Annotated in this window: 1 protein-coding gene; it reads left to right on the top strand. The window is 72.3% G+C overall.

The window, feature by feature from the left end; translation table 11 throughout:
• Positions 1–3: 3 nt before the first annotated feature.
• Positions 4–1,413 carry a mannose-1-phosphate guanylyltransferase/mannose-6-phosphate isomerase gene (locus tag MFF58_RS31610; RefSeq protein WP_238294272.1) on the top strand — a complete coding sequence of 470 codons (1,410 nt, stop codon included), beginning with the start codon at positions 4–6 and terminating at the stop codon, positions 1,411–1,413.
• Positions 1,414–1,422 lie beyond the last annotated feature (9 nt).

Raw genomic sequence — 1,422 nt, 5'->3', positions numbered from 1 at the left:
CTCATTCACCCGATGATTTTGTGTGGTGGGACGGGCACGCGCCTGTGGCCGGCCTCGCGGGAGAGCATGCCCAAGCAGTTCGCCCGGCTTGTGGATGCGCAGGCCTCGACCTTCCAGGCGACGCTGGGGCGGGTGTCGGACGCGTCCGTCTTCGCCACGCCGACCGTCATCGCCTCGGCCGAGACCCGCTTCATCGTCGCCGAGCAGCGCGACCAGCTCGGCCTGTCGGCCGACATCCTGCTCGAGCCGCAGGGGCGCGACTCCGCCGCCGCGGTGGCGGTGGCGGCGCTGCACGCCGCGGCCAGCGACCCGCAGGCGGTGGTGCTGATCCTGGCCGCCGACCACGTCGTGCCCGACACGGACGCGTTCGTGGACGCCGTGCGGCGCGCGGCCGCGGGCGCGCAGGCCGGCTACACCATGACGCTGGGCATCGAGCCCGACCGGCCCGCCAGCGACTACGGCTACATCCGCCGCGGCGAGCCGATCGCCGAGGCGCCGGGCGCGGCCCGCGTCGCCCGCTTCGTCGAGAAGCCCAGCCAAGCCGGGGCCGAGGCGCTGATCGCGGAGGGCGCGGTGTGGAACTCGGGCTACTTCCTGTTCCGCGCCGACCTGATGCTGTCCGAGCTGGAGGCGTTCGTGCCCGAGGTGCTGGCGGCGGCGCGCGCGGCGTACGAGGCGGCGGTGACCGACCTCGACTTCGTGCGCCTGGACGCGGCGGCGTTCGCGCGCGCGCCCAAGATCTCGATCGACTACGCGGTGATGGAGCGGACCGCGCGGGCCGGCGTGCTGCCGGTGTCGTTCGCGTGGTCGGATGTCGGCACCTGGGACGCGGTCTGGCAGGTGCTGGACCACGACGCGGCCGGCAACGCGGTGCGGGGCCGGGTGTCGCTGATCGGCACGAAGAACAGCCTGGTGCACAGCCAGGGCGGCGGCCTGACCGCGGTGGTCGGGCTGGAGGACGTGGTGGTGGTCTCGACCCCCGACGCGGTACTGGTGGCCTCCAAGGCGCAGTCCGGGCAGGTCAAGGAGCTGGTCAACGCCCTGCGGGCGTCGGGCGAGCCGGAGGCGGACGCGCATCTGCGGATGTACCGGCCGTGGGGCTGGTACCAGCGGATCGACATCGGCGAGCGCTTCCAGGTCAAGCGCATCCAGGTGGTGCCGGGCGGGCGGCTGTCGCTGCAGAAGCACTACCACCGGGCCGAGCACTGGGTGGTGGTGCGCGGCACCGCCGAGGTGACGGTGGACCAGCGGGTCACCCTGGTCCACGAGAACGAGGCGATCTACCTGCCGATCGGCTCGATGCACCGCCTGGCCAATCCCGGAAAGATCCCGCTCGAGCTGATCGAGGTCCAGGTCGGATCCTACACCGGCGAGGACGACATCATCCGCGTCGAGGATATCTACGGACGCTGACACCAGAAC

The sequence above is a fragment of the Methylobacterium longum genome (genome assembly GCF_022179385.1).
Lineage (GTDB): Bacteria > Pseudomonadota > Alphaproteobacteria > Rhizobiales > Beijerinckiaceae > Methylobacterium > Methylobacterium longum.
The sequence above is the reverse complement of the archived record's forward strand: the minus strand, read 5'-3'. Positions and strand labels throughout refer to the sequence as shown.